Genomic DNA, 23961 nt, shown 5'->3' with positions numbered 1-23961 from the left:
CGGACGTGATTCCGCTGCCCGTGCACAGCCTGTGGACAGATGTGTGGAAACAACTAAAGTGACCGGATGCATCGATCGGTGACGATGGATGCTTCCTCGGATGCTCCGGCATCCGACCTGACCCAAGCCTGACCGTCGCTGCTGGTGGTGTGCCGCACTCTCGCACCTGCAACCGACCCAGGCACCACAGCTACCGGGAAGCCGTAGGCGGAGATCGAGTGACCGAGGAGTCCCAGCATCAGGACGGGGCCGACGACCTGGGCCGACGACCGGACCAACGTCAGGAACAGGCACCTCAGGCCCAGGGCCTTCAACCCGAGGCCCGGGATCTGGCCCACCAGGTGAGCACAGCCTGGAGATGCGTCCGAGAAGAGTTGACTCCCGAGCAACGAATCTGGCTCAACAACAGCAAACCGCTGACGCTGCACGAGCACACCTTGATGGTCGCCGTACCGTCGGAATTCAACCGGGAACGTCTGGAGACCCGGTACCGCGAAGCCATCGAGACGGTGCTGGCCGAATTCTTCGGACAGCCGACCAAGGTGGCGGTGATCGTCGACAAGGCGCTGGCCGAGCAACCGCCGGGGACGACACCGGACCGGGTTCCGGACGTCGGCGTGGACGCTCCGCAGGAGGCGCCCGCCGATCGGCCGCTGGAAGCACCGTTGGACGTGCGGTTGCGTCCCGACGACGACTACGTCGAGCCGGCCTACACCCAGCGCGACTTCCGCAGCAGCGAGTACGGCCCGTCCGTCGACGATCCGCTGAACAGTCCGGTCGAAGGCCTGCTGGACGGAATGCACCGCCCGGACCTGTCCGACCTGACCCCGGCCGCGGGAACCTTCTCCCCGAGCGCGCCGGGCAGCGACCCGTACCGTGACGGAATAGACCGAGAGTCGACCGACCGGAGCCGGCGCGACGACTCGCGGCTCAACCCCAAGTACTCATTCGAGACGTTCGTCATCGGCAGCTCCAACCGATTCGCCCACGCCGCCGCCGTCGCAGTCGCCGAGTCACCGGGCAAGGCGTACAACCCGCTGATGATCTACGGCGACTCCGGGCTGGGCAAGACCCACCTGCTGCACGCTCTCGGCCACTACGTCCGCAACTACTTCAGCCGGGCCCGGGTCCGCTACGTGTCCACCGAAGAGCTGACCAACGACTTCATCAACGCGATCACCGACAACAAGACCCATCAGTTCCGCCGCAAGTACCGCGACGTCGAGGTGCTGCTGGTCGACGACATCCAGTTCCTGGAGGGCAAGGAACAGACCCAGGAAGAGTTCTTCCACACCTTCAACACGCTGCACAACGCCCAGAAGCAGATCGTGATGACCTCCGATCGGCCGCCGAAACTGCTGGACTCGCTGGAAGCCCGGCTGCGCAGCCGGTTCGAGTGGGGGCTGATCACCGACATCCAGCCGCCTGATCTGGAGACCCGGATCGCGATCCTGCGCAAGAAGGCCGCCCAGGAGCGGCTCACCGCCGGGCCGGACGTGCTGGAATTCATCGCCTCCAAGATCCAGACCAACATCCGCGAGCTCGAGGGCGCACTGATCCGGGTGACGGCGTTCGCCAGCCTGAACCGGCAGCAGGTCGACATGGGCCTGGCGGAGGTCGTCCTGAAGGATCTGATTCCGGAGGGCGGCGAGGCGCAGATCACCTCGGGGATGATCATGGGTCAGGTCGCGTCCTATTTCGGTCTGAGCATCGACGACCTGTGCGGCCAGAGCCGTACGCACGTCCTGGTGACTGCGCGCCAGATCGCGATGTACCTGTGCCGTGAGCTGACCGACCTGTCGCTGCCCAAGATCGGCCAGCAGTTCGGCGGCCGCGATCACACCACCGTGATGCACGCCGATCGCAAGATCCGTACCCTGATGGGGGAGCGGCGCAGCGTCTACAACCAGGTCACCGAACTGACGAACCGTATCAAGCAGACTGCCGCAAGAGGCTGAGCTTCTGCCGCTGACCGCGACCTGCGGGCTCGCCCAATGGGATCCTGCCGCAGAAAACCGTTCGCGGGTTCCGGCGCGGATGATCTACCGTCGCCATCATGGTGACGTACTTCATGATCATGGTGCGTCGTGTCCGGGACACGGCAGCGACGGCCGGGATCTCCGGCACAGCAGAGATTCTGGGGATGGCACCGGCTGCGCCGTGAATGGGCGCAGGAACTTGTCATCGACGCGGGAGTACGTCCGGGGCAGCTCGTTGTTGATCTTGGCGCCGGCGACGGTGTGATCACCACCGCCCTGGCCACGGCCGGGGCGCGGGTGCTTGCGGTCGAGCTGCATCCGGGTCGGGTTGATCAACTTCGGCAACGCTTCGCCGCTGTCGAGTCCGTCCGTGTGATCGAGCTCGACCTGCTCGACTTCCGGCTGCCGCAGCGACCGTTCCAGGTCGTCGCGAATCCGCCCTGGTCGCTCGCCAAGTCGATCATCCGGATGCTCACCGAGCCCGGCAGTCGTCTACTGTCCGCCGATCTGATCCTGAGCCGTCGGCTGGTCACCGACGTCGCGCGTCGTGGCGTGCCGGGGCCCGGGCAGGACCGGTTCGGGTGTGAGGTGACCGGACGCATTCCGGCGGCCGCCTTCGAGCCGGCACCCCCGCACCCGGCCGCCGTGCTACGGATCAGCCGACGCTCGCCGCTGCCGGCGACGCGGAGACGTCCGGACCGCCGGTAGAACCAGCCACAGAGGCAGCTATAGGCAGCTGCGCACGCCGTAGGAGACCGGGCACGGGAACGACGCCGGTTTCGGACGCCCACCAAGGCTTGCGGAATCGGCCGAAGACCGCTACGCACAGCTGGGGAGAACGTTGTGGATAACTGTGGACGACACGCGGCCAGGATGTTGACCCGATCGGGACAGAGCCGGGCCACGTGCGCTGCAGGTCCCGAAATCCTCCCCGTGTAGTTCACCGTTCTCCACAGTGGATCCAGCAAGGCCAACTAGCTCGTGACCAGGGGAGATGGCGGTTATCCCCCGGTTCCACAGAAGCTACGACTACTACGAATTCATCTATATTCCAATGACTCGAAATCACCGGGGGTGTGCGCGGTGGACAACGCAGGTTTGCCCTCCAACGATGTAACGGCGAGATAACGACGATTCGCGACTCTTCGTCGTCTGTGGTTTCCTCTCGGGTCTTGTAAGCCTGATTGACCGACCTCCGGCGGTCACGACAACCAAGAAGGCGGCGGCGTAGACGTATGTGGGAGTTCATCAGGAAGCAACCCGGCCAACTCCTGTACAACTCTTACCAACACGCGAGCCTGGTGATCCAGGCCGTCGTGATTGCGACGGTGATCGCCATCGCACTGGCGGTCCTGGTCCTGCGGATTCCGCGGCTGGCCGGCGTGGCCAATGCCATCAGCGCCATCGGGATGACCATCCCGTCGTTCGCCCTGCTCGGTGTGCTGATCCCGCTGATCGGGATCGGCTGGCAGCCGGCGCTCATCGCGGTCTGCTTCTACGCCGTGCTGCCCATCCTGCGCAACGCGATCGTCGGGCTGCAAGGGGTCGAATCCTCCCTGGTCGAGTCAGCCCGCGGGATGGGCATGAGCCAGGCGCGAGTCCTGGCCCGGATCCAGTTGCCGCTCGCTTGGCCGGTCATCCTTGCGGGGATCCGGATCTCCATGCAGATGTCTTTCGGCATCGCGGCGATCTCGGCCTACGTGCTGGGACCGGGGCTCGGTACCTACATCTTCAGCGGACTCAGCAACATCGGCGGAGCCGGCGCCGTCGCCTCCGCCGTCACCGGAACACTCGGCGTCGTGATCATCGCCCTGATCGTCGACGGCCTGCTGGTGCTGCTGTCCCGTGCAACCACCTCGAGAGGGATCCGTGTCTGACACCCTGACCCAGTCCGAGCTGTCCACCGCAGGCGCCGACGGCGTCACCGGAGTCGCCATCGATCTGATCGGCGTCACCAAGAGGTATCCCGGTCAGCGACGGGCGGCCGTCGAGCCGCTCGACCTGCACATCCCTCCGGGGGAGATCGTGATCCTGATCGGCCCGTCCGGCTGCGGCAAGACGACCACTCTCAAGATGATCAACCGGCTGATCGAACCGAGCGCCGGGACGATCATGATCGGCGGCCAGGACGCGACCCGGCGCAACGAGAATCAGCTCCGGCGCGAGATCGGTTACGTCATCCAGGGCGGCAGTCTCTTCCCGCACCTGACGGTGGGCCAGAACATCGCACTGGTGCCCGGTCTGCTGAGCTGGGACAAGAAACGGACCGCCGAGCGCGTGGACGAGTTGCTCGAGCTGGTCGGCCTGGACCCTGCGCGCTACCGGCGCCGGTTCCCGCGCGAGCTATCCGGAGGCCAACAGCAGCGGGTCGGCGTCGCCCGCGGTCTTGCGGCCGACCCGCCGGTGATCTTGATGGACGAGCCCTTCGGGGCCGTCGACCCGATCACCCGGCAACGGCTACAGGACGAGTTGTTGAGCATCCAGGAGGAGTTGCACAAGACGATCGTCTGCGTCACGCACGACATCGACGAGGCGATCAAGCTGGGTGACCGGATCCTGCTGCTGTCCGAGGGCGGCCATGTCGAGCAGTACGACACTCCGGAGAACATCCTCGCCGCCCCGGCCAACGACTTCGTCGCGGACTTCGTCGGCGCCGGTTCGTCGCTGAAGCAGCTGAGCCTGAGCCGGGTCAGCGACGTTGAGCTGAGGAAGCCGACCACCGCGACCGTCGGAGAGCCGGCCGCCGAGGTGCTGGATCGTGCCCAGGCCGCACGCGACGAGGCGGTGATCGTCCTCGACGATCGCCGTCGGCCGCGCGACTGGATCTTCCTGCGGGAACTACGGCACCAGCAGACAGTCGTCGACCCCGGCGATGATCACATCCTCACCGTCGACCGCCGGGCGACGCTCAACGATGCCCTGGACACGATGCTCACCGACAACCATGCCGGTGCGATCGTGACCGGACGCCGCGACGAATACCTCGGCGTGATCGACTTCACCGCGGTCACCGATCACATGATGGCGACGACCAGCCAGGCCCAGGCCGATCGTGATCAACAGCAACAAGATCAACAGCAACAAGATCAACAGCAACAAGATCAACTGGGGCAAGATCAACTGGGGCAAGACCACGAGGCGCCGGACCCGGAGGCTGCCGACTGATGGCTGTCATCGAACAAGCGGCACCGCCGGCCGCCCCGGCGGAACGGACTTCGGTGAAGCGGTCCCGACCGCCGATCGGACTGTTCGGCATCCCGATCTTCGTAGCGATCCTGCTCGCGGTCTGGCTGGTCTGGCGACTGAACGCGGCTATCGACTCGACCGAGATGGTGACCATGAACTGGTCTGCCCTCGGCACCGCCGTCTGGCAGCACCTACAACTGACCGCCGTCGGCACGGTGCTGGTGATGATCATCGCTGTCCCGCTCGGGATCGCGCTGACCCGGCCGGGACTGCGGAGATTCTCCGGTCCGGTGCTCGCCTTCGCCAATGGTGGCCAGGCGGCCCCGTCGATCGGCCTGCTGGTACTGGCTGCGATGTGGCTGGGTTTCGGATTCTGGACCGCGATTCTGGCCCTGGGTGTGTACGCGATCCTGCCGGTGCTGCGCAACACGATCGTCGGACTCGACGGAGTCGACCGGACTCTCGTCGAGGCAGGGCGTGGGATGGGCATGTCAGCCTTCACAGCCCTGGCGCGGATCGAGATCCCGCTGGCCGTGCCGGTGATCCTGGCGGGGATCCGGACCGCCCTGGTGCTGATGGTCGGCACCGCGAGCTTGGCCGTGTTCATCAACGCCGGCGGCCTCGGCATCTACATCACGACCGGGGTGAGCCTGTTCCGCAACGGCGTGCTGCTGACCGGCGCCGTGATGATCTCTTCGATGGCGTTGCTCATCGACTGGGTCGGCCGACTGCTGGAATACGCCGTCCGTCCGAAGGGAATCCGCTGACATGGGGAGGGCTACCACGATCCGAGGGCCGCTGAGCAAGTCGCGACCACTCTTCAAGATCATCGCCGGTGTCGTCGTGACTGCGATCGCGGCATCGCTGGGTGCCTGCGGACTGGGCACCTCCGGCGGCTACATCCCGTCGGCCAAGCTGGCCGGCGAACTGGCCGATGTGCCGCGACTGGACGGAGCCACCATCAGTGTCGGCTCCAAGAACTTCACCGAACAGTTGGTGCTGGCCAAGATGGTCGAGATCCTGTTGCGATCAGCCGGCGCCGATGTCGAGGACTTGACCAACATCCCGGGCAGTGCCAGCGCGCGCCAGGCCCAGCTGGCGGGCCAGGTGGACGTCGAGTGGGAGTACACCGGAACCGCGTGGCTGACCTATATGGGCGAATCCAAGCCGATCCGCGATCCCCATCAGCAGTATGTGGCGGTCCGGGACCGGGATCTCAAGGAGAACAAGCTGGTCTGGACGGACCCGTCGCCGATGAACGACACCTATGGGATGGCGACCACGGCAGCGACGGCCAAGAAGCTCGGGGTGAGCAGTCTGGCCGATCTGAAGAAGCTGCCGGTCAAGGATCGCACCTTCTGTCTGGAGGACGAGTTCGCCAGCCGGAGCGACGGTTTCCAGCCGATGCTGAAGGCGTACGGACTCAAGTACGGCACCGATGTACCGAAGAAGAACGTCAAGATCTTCGACGCCGGCGCGATCTACTCGGCGACGGCCAAGGGCGTCTGCAACTTCGGTGAGGTCTACACCACCGACGGCCGGATCTCGGCGCTGAATCTCTCGGTGCTCTCCGACGACCAGCACTTCTTCCCCACCTACAACGGTTGTGCCGTCTGGCGCGAGGAAGTCGTGCGAAAGTATCCGCAGGTTCGCAGGCTGGTCGATCCGCTGGCCGCCAAGCTGACCGACAAGACCATGACCGATCTCAACTCCCAGGTCGACGTCGACGGCCAGTCGCCGACCCAGGTGGCGCAGGACTGGCTCCGGTCGGAGCACTTCATCAGTTGAGCGGTCCCGTCCTGCCGGGCGGTCCGATCGAGCATCAGGACGTGCCGTCCACATCGGCCCGGCGCAGCCGATGCGCCGGGTCAGTGCTCGCCGGTATGATCGTCGGGCCCGGACTGGGTGTGGCGAGGAGGCAGAGTGAAGATCCGACTTGAGCGTGATGTGCTGGCCGAGGCCGTGCAATGGGCGGCCCGCAGCCTGCCGACCCGGCCGAGCGTGCCGATCCTGGCCGGGCTGCTGGTCACTGCCTCCGAGTCCGGTGTCACCCTGTCCAGCTTCGACTACGAGACCTCGGCGCAGATCAACGTCGCCGCGCAGGTCAGTGACGAAGGCCAGGCGTTGGTCTCGGGCCGGCTGCTGGCCGATATCTCCCGGTCCCTGCCCAACAAGCCGGTTGACCTGGTCTCCGACGAGACCCGAATGGAGATCACCTGCGGCAGCGCGCGGTTCACGCTGCAAGCGCTGCCGGTCGGCGACTATCCGAGCCTGCCCGATATGCCTGAGGCGACCGGCACGGTCCCCAGCGAGGCGTTCGCCCAGGCCGTCGGCCAAGTCGTCGTGGCGGCCGGCCGGGACGAGCTGCTGCCGGTCTTCACCGGCGTGCGGCTGGAGATCGAGGGCGACACGCTGTCGCTGCTGGCCACCGACCGTTACCGGATGGCGCTGAAGGAACTGAACTGGAATCCCGGCAGCCCGCAGATCTCGACTGCGGCGCTGGTCCCGGCCCGGGTGCTGGCCGACACCGCCCGTTCGATGTCCGCCGGCGACGAGATCACCCTCAGCCTGTCCTCGGGCGGTGCCGGCGACGGCATCATCGGTTTCGAGGGCCACGGGGCCGGCGGCGTACGGCAGACCACCACCCGGCTGCTGGACGGCGAATTCCCCAAGGTCCGCCACATCATGAACACCCAGTCCGCCCTGAACGTTCGAGTCAGCACCGCCGAGCTGATCTCGGCCGCCAAGCGGGTTGCGTTGGTCGCCGAACGGAACACGTCGCTGCGGATGCTGATCGGCGACGGCAGCATCACTCTCGAGGCGGCGACGGGTGACCAGGCCCAGGCGTCGGAAGCGATCGAGGCCACCATCGAGCCGGTCGGCGGTGGCGAGCCGGCGCTGGATGCGGCGGGCTTCAACCCGACCTATCTGCTCGATGCGCTCGGCGTGATCGACACCCCGTACGTGAATTTTGCTTTCACCGCACCAGGCAAGCCGTGCCTGCTGACCGGGCTGAACGAGATCGACGGTGACTCGCTCGGCGACTACCGCCACGTCATCATGCTCATGCGTTTGCCGAGTTGAGCTGGGTGCCGCTGCCGCGATCTGGGTGGCGGTCCTGCGTTCGGGGGGACGACCCCCTCGACCCCCGGGCGTGGAGACTCCTCAGTCGGCTGCCGGGGCGATTGCTTCGTACCTCGCAATCGGTTCGCGCTGGGGCGCTCACAAGGGTGCCGCTCCCGAGCCCTTCTCCCGTTGGTCCCGGTCCGCGCCCACGGCCTGGTCGCAAGATCAACGTTTGAGGTTGCGGGTGCGACACGCCGGGATTTAGTGGAGCGGGAGTACCGGAGATCAAAGGTTGAGGTTGCGCGTTCGCGGAATATTCGCCAACGGCGCCCCGCGTTGCTGCGCCTCGTATTTGTAGAGTGTCGCGGGACGTGACGATCTGGAGAGATTGGGGAGCGGAATGCAGCTGGGGATGATCGGTCTGGGCCGGATGGGCGCGAACATCGTCCGCCGACTGATGCGCGACGGCCACGAGTGCGTGGTCTCCGACACCAATCCGGAGTCGGTCAAGGCGCTGGTGGACGAGGGTGCGGTCGGCAGCGACAGCCTGGAGGACTTCGTCGGCAAGCTCAGCAGTCCCAAGGTCGTCTGGGTGATGATCCCGGCCGGCATCACCGGTCGGGTGATCGACCAGCTGGAGCCGCTGCTCTCCGAGGGCGACATCATCATCGACGGCGGCAACTCCAACTACCACGACGATGTCCGTCGGTCCAAGAGCCTGTCGGACAAGGGCATCCATTTCGTCGACGTCGGCACCAGCGGCGGTGTGTACGGGCTGGAGCGCGGCTATTGCCTGATGGTCGGCGGTTCGGACTACGCCTTCCAGACCATCGAGCCGCTCTTGGCGACCATCGCTCCCGGACCGGGGGAGATCGACCGCACCCCGGGCCGCGGCGGCGATCTGGCCCCGGAGGAGAAGGGCTACCTGCACTGCGGACCCTCCGGCGCCGGGCACTTCGTCAAGATGGTGCACAACGGCATCGAGTACGGGATCATGGCCGCCTTCGCCGAGGGCCTGAACATCCTCGACAACGCCGACGCCGGTCTCAAGGAGACCGAGCACTCGGCTGAGGTCGCCCCGTTGGAGGAGCCGGAGTTCTACCAGTTCACCATCGACACCGCCAAGGTCGCCGAGTTGTGGCGCCGCGGTTCGGTGATCTCGTCCTGGCTGCTCGACCTGACCGCCGCCGCCCTACAGGAGAATCCGGAGCTCGGTGGTCTGGCCGGCCGGGTCTCGGACTCCGGCGAAGGCCGCTGGACGGTCAAGGCTGCCGTCGATGTCGGCGTACCCGCTCCGGTGCTGGCCGCCTCGCTCTTCGAGCGGTTCGCCTCCCGTGACAACGACCATTTCGCCAACCAGGTGCTCTCGGCGATGCGCCAGCAGTTCGGCGGCCACCGCGAACTGCCGGCCGGCGATTCCCTCGAGGCCGGCGGCGCGAACGCCGACCGCCCCGCCAAGAAGTAGTGGGCGACAGGACCGTCGTCAGGTGGAGCCGGGGACGGCACGCCGTGAGCGCGTCAGCGCGAACCGGTTGCGAGGTACGAAGCAACCGGTCCGACGGTCGAGTCTGGAGCCGACCACGCCCAGGGGTCGAGGGGGTCGTCCCCCCGCCAAATTAACTAGACTCCACCCATGTTCGTGGACCACCTGCAGCTCGTGGACTTCCGGTCCTACGGCGGGGTGGATGTGCCGCTCGGGCCGGGGGTGACGATCTTCGTCGGCGCCAACGGACAGGGCAAGACGAATCTGGTCGAGGCGGTGGAATACCTGTCCACCTTGGGATCCCACCGGGTCGCCACCGAGGCACCACTGGTCAGAGCCGGCGCCGAACAGGGTTTACTCCGGGCTCGCGTGCAGGCGGGGCTCGATGATCAACGCAGCCTGCAGCTGGAGATCCAGATCACCCCGGGCAAGGCCAACAAGGCCAGGCTGAACCGGTCGCCGCTGCCGCGGGCCCGCGAACTCGTCGGACTGCTGCGTACGGTGGTGTTCTCACCGGAGGACCTGGCGATCGTCAAGGGCGACCCGAGCGAACGCCGCCGTTTCATCGACACCCTGATCATCTCCCGCTGGCCGCGGCTGGCGGGGGTCAAAGCCGACTACGACCGGGTGCTCCGGCAGCGCAACACGCTGCTCAAGTCGCTGGCCGGTCGCAGTGCCGGCGGTCGGCGTACGGAGGTGATCGCGGAGGCCGCCACCACGCTGGACGTCTGGGACTCCCATCTCGCCCAGGCCGGGGCAGCGCTGCTGCGGGCCCGATTGCGTACGCTCTCGGAGCTGCAGCCGCTGGCCGGCAAGGCGTACGTCGAGATCGCCCCGACCAACAACCTGATCGCCGCCGAATACGTCACGTCAATCGAGTACGACGACAGCGAAGGCCTGCCCGAGGAGGACGTGCTCCGCCAGGCGCTGCTGGACAAGCTCACCGAGCGTCGGCCTGACGAACTCCAGCGCGGGATCTCACTGGCAGGCCCGCACCGCGACGACATTCTGTTCACCATCGGTGAGCTGCCGGCCCGCGGCTACGCCAGCCACGGTGAATCGTGGTCGCTGGCCCTGGCTCTGCGGCTGGGCAGCTTCGCGCTGCTGCGTTCCGACGGGATTGAACCGGTCCTGGTGCTCGATGATGTCTTCGCCGAGCTGGATGCGACCCGGCGAGACCGGCTGGCCGGCCAGATCACCGAAGCCGAACAGGTGCTGATCACCGCAGCGGTGGCCGAGGACGTGCCCGAACAACTCGGCGGCCGGCGCTACCGGGTCGCCTCAGGTGAGGTCACCGAGGACGGCGCTGATGGCTGACGCGCAGGATCGGTCCGTCGAGGAGTCCGACAACCGCCGACACGCCGCAGATATTGAGGAATCTGTGACCCCTCGGCGGGAGGAGGAGCACGACCCGACCGGGTTGGGGCTGGCGCGGGCGATCGCGGGTTCGGTGGCCGGCGGCAAGTACCGCCGGCGGCGGTCCAAACAACATCAGCGTCCGGTCGACCCGCAATCGACCGGCGCCCATCCCGACGACCGGGACCCGCAGCTGCTCGGCTCGGCCCTGGACCGGCTGGTCGAGTCCCAGGGCTGGTCCAAGCAGATCAGCGTACGGTTGCTGCTCGGCCGGTGGCCGGTCCTGGTCGGGCCGGTCAATGCCGCGCATAGCACGCCGATCGGCTACCAGGACACCGTGGTCACGGTGCAGGCGGAATCGACGGTCTGGGCGACCTCACTGCGCGCGATGGCGCCGCAACTGGTCGCCAAGCTCAACGAGCTGCTCGGCGACGGCACGGTCACCCGGGTGGAGATCATCGGACCGGACGTCCCGAGCTGGAAGAAGGGACGTCGATCCGTACGCGACGGGCGGGGTCCGCGCGACACCTACGGGTGACCCCGCTCAGGGCTTCTTCCTGGCTCCCGTCGTACGCCGGTCACGGCGGGCCAGCCAGTGCAGCTGAGCAATCCGGGCCGCGCCGAAGATCACCACGATCAGTGCCCCGCCGGCGGCCGAGAACAGCAACAGGACGCCGAGCGGCATATGGCCCTGGGCGCCGAAGTAGCGCACGGTCGTGGTCTCGTTGTTCTGCAGGATGAAGATCAGCAGCAGCACCAAAACGATGATCCCGACCGCGAGTGCGACGAACGCCGCACTGATCCGGGTCTGTTTGCGGACCTCCGGAGCCTTCTTGGCCGGCGTGCCGGGCCTTCCCGTGCTGTCGGTGGGCTTGTCGGGCGCCACCGGTTCGACACCCTGGCCGACGGTCCGACCCTCGGCAGGTTCGAGGTCGGAGCCTGCCGCGCCCGGAGTTTCCTCGGTGGTCGCGGCGTCCTCTGGCTTGTCAGACGTCATGTCTCCTCCGTCCTCCCGAATTGCTTCTACCCAAGTTCAGCAGGGTTGGACCGGTTCTGGCCATCGACGCGCGTGACCGGCGGGGAGTTATCGGCTGGTGTGCGGCGCGGCTGCGCTGTTGGTGCCCAGCTCCATGGTGTCGAAGGTCGGGGCCGGTGGCCGGTTCGTCGTCGGCCGGTCCAGATAGAACAGCGCGGTCGAGGCGATGTCGTCGTGCAGCGGCAGGTAGCGGCCGCCGCTGTGCCAGCCGAGCGCCTGGATCTCGACACTCAGCCGGGTGGCGAAGTGGATCGGGTCCAGGACGTGCCAGCGGTACATGCCGAACCGTTGCTGGGACTCGTACAGGCCGTCTGGTCGCAGGATCTGCGGCAGGCCGAGATAGGGCGTGGAGAATTCGGTGTAGCCCTGGCCCGGGACGTCGAAATTCCAGGCACCGCCGAAGTAGTCCTCGGTGCCGGTGCCGCAGATCGTCGGCCAGCGTCCGTCGGACTGGCGGTCGTCGTCGTCGAGGTAGAACTTGATCTCGCCCTCACCCCACCAGCCGGGGGAGTTGACACCCCAGGCCAGGTACGTGCCGACGTAGTGGCCGGAGCCCTCGATCTCGACCAGCAGGGGATGGTTTTCCCTGTCCGGCAAGGGATTGCTGCGCCGCCACTGGGCGTGTAAGTAGCCCTGGCCCGTGTAATCGCCGCCGACCTCGTAGGTGATCTGGTAGTAGACGGTCGCGTCGGCCGACGACGTGTTCTCCAGCGTCAGCCGGGCGCCGTCGAGGAACGGCATCGGCCAGTAGGAGTTGAAGCCGCCGTTGGGGTTCACGGCGATCGGCTCGGAGTTGACCTGGGCGAACCGGCCCCAGCCGGAGGCGAAGAAGTCCCCGTACGGCACCTCGATGGCCGGCTCGTCGGAGCCGTCCCAGTAGGCGCGCAGGATCAGGGTCCGCCAGTTGGCGTAATGGGTGGTCAGCCAGAGGTGGTTGATCCGACCCGCGCCGTCGATCCGACCGAGTTCGAAGGTCTCACCGCCGCCGATGTTGACGCTCGGGGACACTTTCCAGCCCTGACCGAGATCACGGGCGGGCCGAGCGCCGGTGCCCTCCGTGGCTCGGCCGCCCCCGCCGACCGAGCCGTCGAAATTCTCCGGGCTGATCGATCGGGTCTGCACCTGGCGGAGCGTGGAGAGGCCGGCCAGACCGGTCGACAGGGGTGGGACGGCGGATGAATCGGACATCGTGGTGGTCACCTCAGGACGCTCGGAAAGACTTTCGGAAAGTCGTACGGACAAGCAACGCTGCTCGGCCCGATCCGCAGGTCCGGAGGCCGACAGCGAGAATCTACCGGTGCCGTTCGGCGGACGATCGGGCCGGAGGTGATCGGTCCACCGTTTAGGATCACCAGCGATGACCGCACTGGCCATGCTGTGGACCGACATCCGGATCCTGTTGGTGGACACCACCCGGATCTGGTGGCGGTTGCTGCCCAAGATCCTGACCATCTACGTCCTGGGGTGGTTGGGCTATGAGGTGTGCTTCAAGCTGGCGGAGATCGCCGGCGACCTGACCGCTTGGCTGAGCCTGGTGATCTTCGCGATCGCGTTCGTGAGCCGGTTGGCGGCGCTGGTGCTGATCCTGCGGATGGTCGGCAATGCCCTGGGCGTACGGCACTTGATCCCCAAAGAGGAGCAGGAGGACGACGACCGCGACGCCGGCGTCACCCGCCTACTGGCGCTGACCCTGCTGCCGTTCCTGGGGATCTACACAGCATTCGGGCTGATCCAGGACGCCAGCAGCCAACTGGTGATCGAATCGGACTTCCGCAGCGGTGGAATATGGGGAAACCAGGGGATTCTTGGGCAGATCCGGTTGAACGGTGCTGACGTGCCGGCGAGGCGGTACGTCCTCGTGCTGGCCATCATCGTCGGCACCTACATCCTGCGCCGCGGCCTCGACCTGGTCCACGAACGGACCGGCTTCCGGCCGTTGGGCATCGTCGTCGCCTTCATCGAGGCCTTCTTCGTCCTGGTGACCATCACCTTCGGCTACGACCTGCTGGCCAGGATCCCGTTGTGGTTGAAGGACCGCCAGTTCATGGTCTGGATCTCCGATGTCCGGCATGCGGTCGGCAACCTGATCGCCCTGACCGGTATCAACCCGGACGTGTTCTTCGCCGGAATCGGCTCCTTCATCAGCAACCAGGTCTGGCCGGTGATCACGTCCGGGCTCACCCAGCCGATCTTCTGGCTGGCCATCGCGGCGCTGGTCTACGGCTCCAGCGTGATCTCGGTAGCCGAGCTGTGGCGCCGCGGCCGGCCGCTGGCCAGCCGGGTCCGGCTGGCCCGCCGCGCCCTCGAGCGTGCAGCACGCCAGGAGGCGGCCGGCGGGCAGCAGCACGGTGGAGAACACCACGAGACGACCGGAGCGAGGCTGGTGGCCGAGATCCGGGAGGCGTTCTTCGGCGACATCGACGACAAGTACCTGCCGACACTGCACTCGCTCCGGCTGGTGCTGCGCGCCGGATTCACCTTCCTGGGCGCGTACGTCGTGGTCTACTCCGCCCAGGCCGTTGGAAGCTCGATCTGGAGCTGGGCGCTGAACCAGACCATCGGGGGTCATCCGATGACCTTCTGGATGGTCTTCCTGCCGGCCCAGGACTTCGTCACCTCGTTGCCGTTCGAGCCGTGGCGCCTGTGTCTGTTGGCCGTCGCACTGCGCCGATGCTTGATGATCTTCCGGTTGCGCGCCGAGAGCAGGGGAACCGCGAATCTCGAGGTCGGCGCCGTCGAAGCCGCACGCGAGGTTGCTGCGGCCGATCTGGGATCCCGGGGCACCCCGGTGCCGGAGACGGCGGGTGTCCGATGAGCAGCCCAGGCGTTTCGACCAGCTCAAGCGTTACAAGCAGCCCAGGGGTCGGGGCGCGGCCTCACCGGCTGGCGTCGGTGATCATCGCGCTCGCCTGCGTCGTGGTCGCCGGGATCGGGGTCAATGTCACCCAGAACATCTCCGGTGAAGTCATCCGCACCGGCGACATTCACCAGTCCCTGCGCCTGGACAACGCCATTGTCCGGGTGACCGACGTCCGCACCGGCACGGCGATGGCCGGCCAGACCGACGACGACCGGTACAAGACCGGAGGGATGATCCTGGCCGTGACCCTGCGGGTGGAGGCGCCAGGCACCAAGTACACGGTCGGAGGTGACGACGGCGTCTCGGTGCAGGCTGGCGGGCGGACCTATGCGGCTTTCGGACCGAACACCTCGATCACCGCCGAGGCCGGCTTCGCCAGCACCGGCGACTTGCTCTTCGAGGTCGATCCGAACCACATCGCGGGTGCCTACCTGGAGCTCTATCGCTCCGAATTCATCCACGTGACGCCGCAGAAGGTGCACATCCGGCTCGGCATCACCCAGCAGAATGCGGCGCAGTGGGTGGCCGCGGCGAAGGGCCGTACGCTGCAGGTCGGCTCGGCAAGCTCGGAGCCGCTGGGATGAGTGCATCGACACAACAACGCCCTACGGATCGGGTCGACAAGCTCATCCAGCGCTCGGACCGGCGCCGGTCCTGGCTGATGGCCTCGATGGCCTTCGCCCTCGTGCTGATCTACCTGTTCATCTGGATGACCTACGCGGGCAGCCACACCTACTCACGCTTCCGGCAATTGCCGGCCGGTGACAGCGCGACCGTCAAAGGCGTCACGTTCACGCTGGTCTCGCTGACCCGGACCGGGGTGATCACCGACGGCGACGAGACCCACCAGGCCCAGCCCGGCACCACCTACGTGATCGCGGATCTGCAGATCGTCACCGCCAACAAGGACCCGCTCTGCTCGGTGGAGTTGGTCGCCGACGGCAAGCGTACCTGGGAGTCGAACGCGGAGTTCTTCGATCGGAAGAAGCCGCAGTACTGCGGCGACGACGAGCATCCGGTCACGCCGGGCAAGCCATGGGACTACGAGCAGATCTATCTGATTCCGGCCGCCTTCGCGGACCGCCTCTACGGCATCGGCGTGGAGGATCTCACGTCTCCGGCGCCGACCAAGGTGCTCACCCCAGCGGCCTGATCCGCCGGATCAGTAGTCGTCGGGAGCGATCCGAGTGAGGTGCAGGCGGAGCCGGAACAAGTCGCTGCCACTGGCATCCCAGTAGGAGTCACCAGCTGCGGCCCCGGTCAGATAGCTGTGGGTGCCGTAGGTCACCCGGCGCATCGCGAACACCACCTCGCCGTCCTTGAAGGTCGGCGGGAAGTCGAATTCGACGTCGATCCGCACCGGGGGCAGGCCAGGCGCCACATCCATCGGCCGGTCGAACAGCTGTGGGTCACCGATGATGGCGCTCTCCGCGGTCTGGACCCCGCCGTGGCTGATGCCGTCGGCCAGGAACCAGTCGCTCGAAGGTGACATCGCCTTGTCGCCGTTGTTCCGCACAGTGCCGGTGACGACGACCTTCTGGATCGTCTTGTACTTGCCGTATCCCGTCGCCTGCTGCACGGTGGCGGAGGAGAAGGTCAAGTCGTAGGGACCGTTGGTGAAGGCGTGGCCCCCGGCGATGTCGGTGACGGTGTCGTCGCGCTCGCGGAAGCCGCCGAGGGCGAACACCGCACCGATCAGCACGATCACCGCGAGGATCGGGACCCCGATCGCGAGGACCCGTCGCCGGTTGCGGCCCGGGGTCGGCCCGTCGGGATCCTGGGGTGCAGCCCAGGTCGGGTCGACCGGCGCGTCGTCGAGCCAGACGGACGCGCCTCGCGCTCCGTCGGTCGTACGATCCGGTGCGGTCACGTCGGGGAGTCTAGCGATCGGGTGGCCTACGATGCGGCTCGTGAGCCCGCTCCGCGAATCCGATCCCGCCGCCGACCTTTCGTTGCCCCGGTTCGAGGACGCCGAGGTCGTTGTCCCGGCACCGGGGGAGGGATCCGGAAACTGGGCCGGAGCCCCGAGTGCGGTGCTGCACGACGGCATCTTCTGGCTGGCCTACAGGATGCGGCGGCCGGTCGTCGAGGGCCGCGGAGTCAGCGTGGTCGTCGCCCGCTCGACCGACGGCATACGGTTCTCCGGCGTCTGCGAGGTGGAGCGGGACGCGTACGGGGCCGCATCCTTCGAACGGCCGGCGCTGGTGCCGTTGCCGGACGGCGGCTGGCGGCTCTATCTGAGCTGCGCGACCCCGGATTCCAAGCACTGGTGGATCGAGGCGGTCGACGCGGACCGGATCGAGGGGTTGCCGTCAGGGCGTCGGAGGCTCGTGCTGCCGGGAGACGCAACCGTCGGTGTCAAGGATCCGGTCGTGCTGCGCACCGAACGAGGTTGGCAGCTGTGGTATTGCTGCCACCCGTTGACCGAGGCCGGCCAGGAGGATCGGATGACCACCCGGTACGCGACCAGCGAGGACGGCCTGACCTGGGTCGACCGGGGCGAGGTGCTGGCCGGCACGCCGGGGACCTGGAACGCCCGCGGTGCCCGGATGACAGCGGTGCTGCAACAGGATCCGCTGATCGCGCTCTATGACGGACGCGCCGCATTGGAGCAGAACTGGTTCGAGCAGACCGGCGTGGCCCGGCAGTCTGATGACGGGCTGGCCGCCGTCGGTGACGGACCGGTCGCGACCTCGCCCGAGGGCGACGGCGCATTCCGCTACGTCAGCGTGGTCGACCTGCCGGGCGGCGGTCGGCGCTTCTACTTCGAGGCCGCGCGAGCCGACGGATCGCACGACCTGATGACCAGCCTGGGCTGAGTCCGGAGGCAGCCGGTCGGATCAGCCGGTCGGATCAGCCCTGGGCGACCGGACCGGTGCGCTCGCTGAAGGAACCGCTGCCGATGCTGGACCGCCAGTCCGCATACGAGGTGTTCAGCAGACTCTCCAGCAGCGCGATGTCGTCAGAGAACTCCTGGACCAATTCGGCCCTGATCTCCGGCGCCAACCGCGGCCGCTGGGCGGGCTGACCGTACTGCAGCGCCTTGTGGATCGGACGGGCCGCCTGCCGCCACAACTCGGGGCGGACAAGCGATCCTGCTGCCGACCCGGCGCGGATGGTCCGGCCGAGCACGGTGGCTCGTAGCCCGGGGCGTACGAACGGCCGGGAATTGTCCTGCGGAACGCTGGCGACCACGTCGGTGGCGATCCCGAGGAATTCGCAGACCCGGTTGAGCGTCACCGTCGGCTCCGCCACCAGCTGCTTGTACCGCAGCACCAGGATCCGTTCCAGGCCGACCCGGGCGGACAGGTCCGCGAGTTGCTCGCCGTAGCGCCCGAGCTGCCGGTAGTGCCAGAACGGCGCCCACCCGGCATCGATCCGATGCTTCTCGGAGCGCCAGGCCCTGACAAAATCGGCCTCCGGCTCCAGGCCGTCGACCCACAGGTGCATCCAGTTGGAATAGGCCCGGTCGATCGGGTCGCGGATCACCGCGATGAACTTCGCGGCCGGCAACTCCTCGGCCAGCCGGCGCCGGGCGTGCGGCAGATAGAGGTAGAAGGGTGTGCTCTCCAGCCGCACTGCCTCCGCCGGCGAATCCGCGAAGAGTGCCCGGTAGTCCTCGGCCCGCCAGATCCACTCCTGCTGGCTGTGGGCGTCACCCGGACCTCTGTACGCGGGCGGTGGCGCGTCAGCGCACAGGTAGTACTTGGGCTCCTTGATCGGGGACGCGAAGATCTGCGGATGCCCGGCCAGAGCGCTGTGCAGGGCGCTCGTCCCGGCCTTAGGTGCCCCGATGATGAGCACATCCGGCAGGCATTTCCGAGTATCCATGAAGGGATACTAGGACCAGTGGCTAGCACCCGGGTCGTGATCGGATCAGATCAGAACGCGGCCGCCGCTGGCAGGCGTTCTGTGAACCGATTAGCGCCTGTCGGCAGATCGGCTCTCCAAGCCCCTGGGAGGGTCCGGGTGCGTATGGGTCCACATGTAGGGCCCCACTAGTGGCCCGAAACCGGGCTGGAAGGCCTCTGAGCAGCCGTTCAGCCGCAAGTTCGCCTGTGAACAACCTCCGCTATCGTCCTGGATCGCGGTAGACTGGCCTCTGCGTGTGAGCGCGGTGCGAACCGCGGATGTGCAGCGACGGTGTGACAGGAGAATTGAACCGGTGACCGATACCCCCGACAACAACTTCGGCGAAACCCCTGACAATCAGATTCGTCCGGATGAGCCCCAGGTACCCGATTCTCCCAGCGATCTTTCCGGCGCAGAGCCTGATCCCGCATCTCCCACTTCTCCCGGTCTGCCACCGGTCGGGGACACTTACGACTCCGACTCGATCACCGTCCTCGAGGGTCTCGAGGCGGTCCGCAAGCGGCCGGGTATGTACATCGGCTCGACCGGTGAGCGCGGTCTGCACCATCTGGTCACCGAGATCGTGGACAACGCGGTCGACGAGGCACTGGCCGGCTATTGCGACACGATCCAGGTGACCCTGCTGGCCGACGGCGGTGTTCGGGTCGTCGACAACGGCCGCGGTATCCCGGTCAAGGAGCATCCGACCGAGAAGATCCCGGCGGTGACGGTGATCCTGACCGTGCTGCATGCCGGCGGCAAGTTCGGTGGCGGCGGTTACAAGGTCTCGGGCGGTCTGCACGGCGTTGGCGCCTCGGTGGTGAATGCGCTGTCGAAGCGCTATGAGGTGGACATCAAGCGCGACGGCTACCGGTGGACCCAGGCCTTCGAGATGGGTGTGCCGACCGGACCGCTGGAGCGGCACGAAGAGACCTCCGAGACCGGCACCACGACCACCTTCTGGGCCAGCGACGAGATCTTCGAGACGACGGTCTATTCGTACGAGACGTTGGCCACCCGGCTGCGGGAGATGGCCTTCCTCAACAAGGGCTTGTCGATCTCGATCAAGGACGAGCGGGAGGACCGGCCGGACGAGGACGGCAGCCACCACGAGGACACCTTCAAGTACGACGAGGGTCTGAAGGATTACGTCAAGTACCTGACAGGTACCAAGACGGCGATCTCGCCCGTGATCGACATCGAGTCGGAGCGGGAGACCATCGGCCTGGAGTTGGCGATGCAGTGGAACAGCTCCTTCGCCGAGTCCGTCCACACCTTCGCCAATACGATCAACACGCACGAGGGCGGCACCCACGAGGAGGGTCTGCGCGCGGCGCTGACCTACACCGTCAACAAGTGGGGCGAGCAGTGGGGCATGATCAAGAAGCGCGAGGATCGGTTGTCCGGCGACGACATCCGTGAAGGCCTCACCGCGATCATCTCGATCAAGCTCACCGACCCCCAGTTCGAGGGCCAGACCAAGACCAAACTGGGCAACACCGAGGCGAAATCCTTTGTGCAGCAGGCTGTCAATGACAAGTTGAGCGACTGGTTCGAGGAGAATCCGACCGAGGGCAAGGACATCATCCGCAAGGGCATCGCCGCGTCGGTGGCCAGGATCGCCGCTCGCAAGGCGCGTGACGCTGCCCGTGATCGCAAGGGCCTCCTGGGTCGCTCGGGGCTGCCGGGCAAGTTGTCCGACTGCTCGTCGACGAATCCGACCGAGTGCGAGGTCTTCATCGTCGAGGGCGACTCGGCCGGTGGTTCGGCCAAGGGCGGCCGGGATCCGCGGATCCAGGCGATCCTGCCGATCCGCGGCAAGATCCTCAACGTCGAGAAGGCGCGGATCGACAAGATCATGCAGAACAACGAGGTCCAGGCGATCATCTCCGCTCTGGGCACCGGCGTGCACGACGACTTCGACATCGAGAAGCTGCGCTACCACAAGATCGTGATGATGGCCGACGCGGATGTCGACGGTGCCCACATCCGCACCTTGTTGCTGACGCTGATGTTCCGCTTCATGCGGCCGTTGATCGAGGCCGGCCACGTGTTCCTGGCGCAGCCGCCGTTGTACCGACTGAAGTGGACCAATTCGGCCCACGAACTCGCCTACAGCGACGCCGAGCGTGATGCCCTGCTGCGGGCGGGATCCGAAGCAGGCAAGAAGTTGCCGCGGGAAGCGCCGATCCAGCGCTACAAGGGCCTGGGTGAGATGGACGCCGGAGATCTGTGGGACACCACCATGGATCCGGAGAAGCGGATCCTGTTGCAGGTGACGTTGGACGATGCGGCCCGCGCCGACGAGATGTTCTCGATCCTGATGGGCGAGGACGTCGAGCAGCGCCGGACGTTCATCCAGCGCAACGCCAAGGACGTACGTTTTCTCGATATCTGATCTTGGTCAAGACGAGCGTGACCAAGATCAGTGATCTTGTGGAAGTGATGGCAGAACTATGACTGAAGTTACCCCGCCGCGGGACGAGCGGCTCGAGCCTGTTGATCTTCAGGACGAGATCCAGAAGTCCTATCTCGATTACGCGATGAGCGTGATCGTCGGGCGCGCGTTGCCCGACGTCACCGATGGTCTGAAGCCGGTGCACCGCCGCATCCTCTATGGGATGTACGACGGCGGCTACCGGCCGGACCGCGGGTGGAACAAGTGCGCCCGCGTGGTCGGCGAGGTGATGGGCCAGTACCACCCGCACGGCGACAGCGCGATCTACGACACCCTCGTTCGGCTGGCGCAGCCGTGGGTGATGCGCTACCGGCTGGTGGACGGCCAGGGCAACTTCGGCTCGCAGGGCAACGACCCGGCTGCGGCGATGCGCTACACCGAGTGCAAGATGGCGCCGCTGGCGATGGAGATGGTCCGCGACATCGACGAGGACACCGTCGACTTCAAGGCCAACTACGACGGCAAGACCCAGGAGCCGGTGGTTCTGCCGGCGCGGTTCCCCAACCTGCTGGTCAACGGCTCGACCGGTATCGCGGTCGGCATGGCGACCAACATCCCGACCCACAACCTGCGCGAGGTCTCCGAGGCCGTGCAGTGGGCGCTGCAGCACCCCGAGGCGACCGAGGAAGAGCTGCTCGAGGCGGCCATCGAACGGGTCAAGGGCCCGGACTTCCCCAACGGCGCACTGATCGTCGGCCGCAAGGGCATCGAGGACGCGTACCGGACCGGTCGCGGCTCGGTGATCATGCGCGCTGTGGTCGAGATCGAAGAGGACGCCAAGACCGGCCGCAACCAGCTGGTGGTGACCGAGCTGCCGTACATGGTCAACCCGGACAACCTCAGCCTCAAGATCGCCGAGCTGGTCAACACCGGCAAGCTGAACGGGATCGCCGACATCCGCGACGACTCGTCGGCGCGGACCGGACAGCGACTGGTGATCGTGCTCAAGCGTGACGCCCAGCCGCGGGTGGTGCTCAACAACCTCTACAAGCACACCCAGCTGCAGGACAGCTTCGGCTGCAACATGCTGGCGCTGGTCGACGACGTGCCGCGGACGCTACGGCTGGACCAGTTCATCTCCTACTGGGTCACGCACCAGATCACCGTGATCCGGCGGCGTACCGAATATCGGCTGGCCGAGACCGAGAAGCGGGCGCACCTGTTCCGCGGCTACGTCAAGGCGCTGGACGCGCTGGACGAAGTGATCGCGCTGATCCGCCGCAGCCCGACCACCGACGAGGCCCGGCAGGGCCTGATGGAGCTGCTGGAGGTCGACGAGGTCCAGGCCACCGCGATCCTGGACATGCAGCTGCGCCGGCTGGCGGCGATGGAGCGCCAGCGGATCGTGGACACGCTGGCTGATTTCGAGCGCCAGATCGCCGACTACCAGGACATCCTGGCCAAGCCCGAGCGGCAGCGGCAGATTGTCTCCACCGAGCTGGCCGAGATCGTCGATAAGTACGGCGACGAGCGGCGTACCGAGATCATCGCCGCCGACGGCGACATGTCGGCCGAGGACTTCATCCCCGACCGGGACGTGGTCGTCACCATCACCCGCGGCGGCTACGCCAAGCGGACCAACACCGACGCGTACCGGGTGCAGCGTCGCGGCGGCAAGGGCGTCCGCGGTGCGACGCTGCGCGCCGACGACGAGGTCGTGCACCTCTTCGCGACCAGCAACCACCAGTGGATCCTGTTCTTCACCAACAAGGGCCGGGTCTACCGGGCCAAGGTGTGGCAGCTGCCCGAGGCGAACCGGGACGCGCGCGGCAGTCACGTCGCCGGACTGCTGTCGTTCCTGCCGGACGAGCAGATCGCGCAGGTGCTGACGCTGCGGTCGTACGAGGATGCGCCCTATCTGCTGCTGGCGACGAAGAAGGGCCTGGTCAAGAAGACCGAGCTGTCGCTGTACGACTCTCCGCGGCAGGCCGGCATCATCGCGGTGAACTTCCGCGACGACGACGACGAGCTGATCGGCGCCCAGCTGTGCAGTGCCGAGGACGATGTGCTGCTGATCTCCCGGAAGGGTCAGGCGATCCGGTTCCCGGCCGACGACGCACAACTGCGGCCGATGGGCCGGGCGACCTCCGGCGTGACCGGGATGAAATTCCGGGACGGCGACGAGTTGCTGAGCCTGACCCGGATCAGCGCCGATCTCGAAGAGGACAGCTGGTTCGTCTTCACCGTGACCGACGGCGGTTTCGGCAAGCGGACGGCCGTCTCGGAGTATCGGCGCCAGGGTCGTGGCGGCCTGGGCATCAAGGCTATGCGGCTGAACGATTCCCGCGGCCAGCTGGTCGGCGGTCTGGTGGTCCGGGAGAACGACGAGGTCATCGCGATCAAGGCCAGCGGACAGATCACCCGCAGCGCTGTTGCTGAAGTCGCGGTGAAAGGCCGGGACACCATGGGTGTGAAGTTCGTTGGAGTTAACAATGGGGACTCGGTCGCGGTGATCGCCTTGAATCCGGAGGCGGCTCCCGAGTTGGATGACGCTGAAGCTGATACCGATGCCGGCGCGGATTCGCTCGCCGATGGCGATTCTGCGAAGGTTGAGGGCGAGTCCGCTCCGGTCAGCGAATCGGAGCAGGCAGAATCGGAGTCGGTGGCCTCGGATTCAGGCGCAACCGACGACGAGTCGGATGCCGAGATCGCCGATGAGACGGACGACGAACCGGAGGAATGACC

The 23961-nt window shown here is 66.6% G+C and carries 20 protein-coding genes; 16 read left to right on the top strand and 4 right to left on the bottom strand.

Translation table 11 applies throughout. The annotated features are described in order from the left end of the window. Positions 1-440: 440 nt before the first annotated feature. From dnaA to IEY07_RS15655, 10 genes are all read left to right on the top strand, one after another. On the top strand, positions 441-1958 hold the full coding sequence (dnaA, locus tag IEY07_RS15700) for a chromosomal replication initiator protein DnaA (RefSeq protein WP_444543325.1): 1518 nt from the start codon (positions 441-443) through the stop codon (positions 1956-1958). Positions 1959-2087: 129 nt separating this feature from the next. Beyond that, positions 2088-2687 (top strand): rRNA adenine N-6-methyltransferase family protein, encoded by a 600-nt coding sequence (locus IEY07_RS15695; RefSeq protein WP_188896344.1) that lies wholly within the window; start codon positions 2088-2090, stop codon positions 2685-2687. A 527-nt stretch (positions 2688-3214) separates the two neighbouring features. Next, entirely contained in the window at positions 3215-3856 is a 642-nt protein-coding gene (locus tag IEY07_RS15690) for an ABC transporter permease (protein WP_188896343.1), read from the top strand. Beyond that, positions 3849-5144: an ABC transporter ATP-binding protein gene (locus IEY07_RS15685; protein WP_188896342.1), complete on the top strand. Its 1296-nt coding sequence runs from the start codon at positions 3849-3851 to the stop codon at positions 5142-5144. Before IEY07_RS15690 ends, IEY07_RS15685 begins: the two co-directional genes overlap by 8 nt. Beyond that, complete coding sequence (locus tag IEY07_RS15680; protein ID WP_188896341.1) at positions 5144-5932, top strand: ABC transporter permease; 789 nt, start codon at positions 5144-5146, stop codon at positions 5930-5932. The genes IEY07_RS15685 and IEY07_RS15680 overlap by 1 nt, the downstream gene beginning before the upstream one ends. A gap of 1 nt (position 5933) precedes the next feature. Then, positions 5934-6953 (top strand): glycine betaine ABC transporter substrate-binding protein, encoded by a 1020-nt coding sequence (locus IEY07_RS15675; RefSeq protein ID WP_188896340.1) that lies wholly within the window; start codon positions 5934-5936, stop codon positions 6951-6953. Between the two features lie 135 nt (positions 6954-7088). Next, positions 7089-8249: a DNA polymerase III subunit beta gene (gene dnaN / locus IEY07_RS15670; protein WP_188896339.1), complete on the top strand. Its 1161-nt coding sequence runs from the start codon at positions 7089-7091 to the stop codon at positions 8247-8249. 382 nt (positions 8250-8631) lie between these two features. Next, entirely contained in the window at positions 8632-9696 is a 1065-nt protein-coding gene (gene gnd / locus IEY07_RS15665) for a phosphogluconate dehydrogenase (NAD(+)-dependent, decarboxylating) (protein ID WP_188896338.1), read from the top strand. Positions 9697-9864: 168 nt separating this feature from the next. Continuing rightward, on the top strand, positions 9865-11031 hold the full coding sequence (gene recF / locus IEY07_RS15660) for a DNA replication/repair protein RecF (RefSeq protein WP_188896337.1): 1167 nt from the start codon (positions 9865-9867) through the stop codon (positions 11029-11031). After that, positions 11024-11608 carry a DciA family protein gene (locus tag IEY07_RS15655; RefSeq protein WP_188896336.1) on the top strand — a complete coding sequence of 195 codons (585 nt, stop codon included), beginning with the start codon at positions 11024-11026 and terminating at the stop codon, positions 11606-11608. The genes recF and IEY07_RS15655 overlap by 8 nt, the downstream gene beginning before the upstream one ends. A 6-nt stretch (positions 11609-11614) precedes the next feature. Here the strand turns inward: IEY07_RS15655 and IEY07_RS15650 are convergent, their stop codons facing one another. Together IEY07_RS15650 and IEY07_RS15645 are read right to left on the bottom strand one after the other, a co-directional pair. Continuing rightward, positions 11615-12067: a LapA family protein gene (locus IEY07_RS15650; RefSeq protein ID WP_188896335.1), complete on the bottom strand. Its 453-nt coding sequence runs from the start codon at positions 12065-12067 to the stop codon at positions 11615-11617. Between the two features lie 87 nt (positions 12068-12154). Further along, entirely contained in the window at positions 12155-13294 is a 1140-nt protein-coding gene (locus tag IEY07_RS15645; RefSeq protein WP_188896334.1) for a glycoside hydrolase family 172 protein, read from the bottom strand. 169 nt (positions 13295-13463) lie between these two features. Between IEY07_RS15645 and IEY07_RS15640 the strand changes: the two genes are divergently transcribed. From IEY07_RS15640 to IEY07_RS15630, 3 genes are all read left to right on the top strand, one after another. Then, a complete protein-coding gene (locus IEY07_RS15640) occupies positions 13464-14921 on the top strand; it encodes a hypothetical protein (RefSeq protein WP_188896333.1) in 1458 nt (485 codons plus the stop codon). Between the two features lie 77 nt (positions 14922-14998). Continuing rightward, a complete protein-coding gene (locus tag IEY07_RS15635) occupies positions 14999-15550 on the top strand; it encodes a hypothetical protein (RefSeq protein ID WP_188896332.1) in 552 nt (183 codons plus the stop codon). Continuing rightward, positions 15547-16119, top strand: coding sequence for a hypothetical protein (locus IEY07_RS15630; protein WP_188896331.1), 573 nt, complete (start codon positions 15547-15549; stop codon positions 16117-16119). The genes IEY07_RS15635 and IEY07_RS15630 overlap by 4 nt, the downstream gene beginning before the upstream one ends. 9 nt (positions 16120-16128) lie before the next feature. Here the strand turns inward: IEY07_RS15630 and IEY07_RS15625 are convergent, their stop codons facing one another. Further along, positions 16129-16836 (bottom strand): hypothetical protein, encoded by a 708-nt coding sequence (locus IEY07_RS15625; protein ID WP_188896330.1) that lies wholly within the window; start codon positions 16834-16836, stop codon positions 16129-16131. Between the two features lie 40 nt (positions 16837-16876). Between IEY07_RS15625 and IEY07_RS15620 the strand changes: the two genes are divergently transcribed. Then, the gene (locus IEY07_RS15620) at positions 16877-17785 is read left to right on the top strand and encodes a glycoside hydrolase family protein (protein WP_229670166.1); all 909 of its coding nucleotides are present in this window, start codon (positions 16877-16879) and stop codon (positions 17783-17785) included. Positions 17786-17819: 34 nt separating this feature from the next. Here the strand turns inward: IEY07_RS15620 and IEY07_RS15615 are convergent, their stop codons facing one another. Then, on the bottom strand, positions 17820-18797 hold the full coding sequence (locus IEY07_RS15615; RefSeq protein ID WP_188896328.1) for a sulfotransferase family protein: 978 nt from the start codon (positions 18795-18797) through the stop codon (positions 17820-17822). A gap of 382 nt (positions 18798-19179) precedes the next feature. Between IEY07_RS15615 and gyrB the strand changes: the two genes are divergently transcribed. Both gyrB and gyrA read left to right on the top strand, forming a co-directional pair. Further along, on the top strand, positions 19180-21216 hold the full coding sequence (gene gyrB / locus IEY07_RS15610) for a DNA topoisomerase (ATP-hydrolyzing) subunit B (RefSeq protein ID WP_373288869.1): 2037 nt from the start codon (positions 19180-19182) through the stop codon (positions 21214-21216). A 58-nt stretch (positions 21217-21274) separates the two neighbouring features. Continuing rightward, complete coding sequence (gyrA, locus tag IEY07_RS15605) at positions 21275-23959, top strand: DNA gyrase subunit A (protein ID WP_188896327.1); 2685 nt, start codon at positions 21275-21277, stop codon at positions 23957-23959. Positions 23960-23961: the final 2 nt, after the last annotated feature.

It is taken from the genome of Microlunatus endophyticus, from assembly GCF_014646195.1.
GTDB classification, from domain to species: Bacteria; Actinomycetota; Actinomycetes; order Propionibacteriales; family Propionibacteriaceae; genus Microlunatus; species Microlunatus endophyticus.
The sequence above is the reverse complement of the archived record's forward strand: the minus strand, read 5'-3'. Positions and strand labels throughout refer to the sequence as shown.

What these genes read in the sequence shown, in the direction of transcription:
- IEY07_RS15655 (WP_188896336.1), top strand. Translation starts at nt 11,024, where the DNA reads ATGGCTGACGCGCAGGATCGGTCCGTCGAGGAGTCCGACAACCGCCGA.
- IEY07_RS15650 (WP_188896335.1), bottom strand. Translation starts at nt 12,067, where the DNA reads ATGACGTCTGACAAGCCAGAGGACGCCGCGACCACCGAGGAAACTCCG.
- IEY07_RS15675 (WP_188896340.1), top strand. Translation starts at nt 5,934, where the DNA reads ATGGGGAGGGCTACCACGATCCGAGGGCCGCTGAGCAAGTCGCGACCA.
- recF (WP_188896337.1), top strand. Translation starts at nt 9,865, where the DNA reads ATGTTCGTGGACCACCTGCAGCTCGTGGACTTCCGGTCCTACGGCGGG.
- IEY07_RS15645 (WP_188896334.1), bottom strand. Translation starts at nt 13,294, where the DNA reads ATGTCCGATTCATCCGCCGTCCCACCCCTGTCGACCGGTCTGGCCGGC.
- IEY07_RS15640 (WP_188896333.1), top strand. Translation starts at nt 13,464, where the DNA reads ATGACCGCACTGGCCATGCTGTGGACCGACATCCGGATCCTGTTGGTG.
- IEY07_RS15690 (WP_188896343.1), top strand. Translation starts at nt 3,215, where the DNA reads ATGTGGGAGTTCATCAGGAAGCAACCCGGCCAACTCCTGTACAACTCT.
- IEY07_RS15615 (WP_188896328.1), bottom strand. Translation starts at nt 18,797, where the DNA reads ATGGATACTCGGAAATGCCTGCCGGATGTGCTCATCATCGGGGCACCT.
- gyrA (WP_188896327.1), top strand. Translation starts at nt 21,275, where the DNA reads ATGACTGAAGTTACCCCGCCGCGGGACGAGCGGCTCGAGCCTGTTGAT.
- gnd (WP_188896338.1), top strand. Translation starts at nt 8,632, where the DNA reads ATGCAGCTGGGGATGATCGGTCTGGGCCGGATGGGCGCGAACATCGTC.
- dnaA (WP_444543325.1), top strand. Translation starts at nt 441, where the DNA reads ATGGTCGCCGTACCGTCGGAATTCAACCGGGAACGTCTGGAGACCCGG.
- IEY07_RS15680 (WP_188896341.1), top strand. Translation starts at nt 5,144, where the DNA reads ATGGCTGTCATCGAACAAGCGGCACCGCCGGCCGCCCCGGCGGAACGG.
- IEY07_RS15630 (WP_188896331.1), top strand. Translation starts at nt 15,547, where the DNA reads ATGAGTGCATCGACACAACAACGCCCTACGGATCGGGTCGACAAGCTC.